Origin of the sequence: Citrobacter sp. Ce129 (genome assembly GCF_030334545.1) — a bacterium.
GTDB lineage: Bacteria > Pseudomonadota > Gammaproteobacteria > Enterobacterales > Enterobacteriaceae > Citrobacter > Citrobacter europaeus.
The window spans coordinates 1-263 of record NZ_JAOWDS010000016.1 but is presented as its reverse complement, the minus strand read 5'-3'; the positions used below and the strand labels follow the sequence as shown (position 1 = coordinate 263).

The following is a 263-nucleotide window of genomic DNA, read 5'->3' as shown; positions in this document are numbered from 1 at the left end:
ACAGTGTGTCGTTTCAATTTTCAGCTTGATCCAGATTTTTAAAGAGCAAATATCTCAAACGTCACCCGAAGGTAAGTTTTGAGATATTGAGGTCGGCGACTTTCACTCACACATACCAGCAAGTGGCGTCCCCTAGGGGATTCGAACCCCTGTTACCGCCGTGAAAGGGCGGTGTCCTGGGCCTCTAGACGAAGGGGACACTGAAGTCTCAATCGCAAGACGCCTTGCTATTTACTTTTCATCAGACAATCTGTGTGAGCACT

The 263-nt window shown here is 47.9% G+C and carries 1 tRNA gene; it reads right to left on the bottom strand.

The features are described from left to right. Positions 1–123: 123 nt before the first annotated feature. Positions 124–199: transfer RNA gene (locus OGV77_RS00065), tRNA-Glu, on the bottom strand. Positions 200–263: the final 64 nt, after the last annotated feature.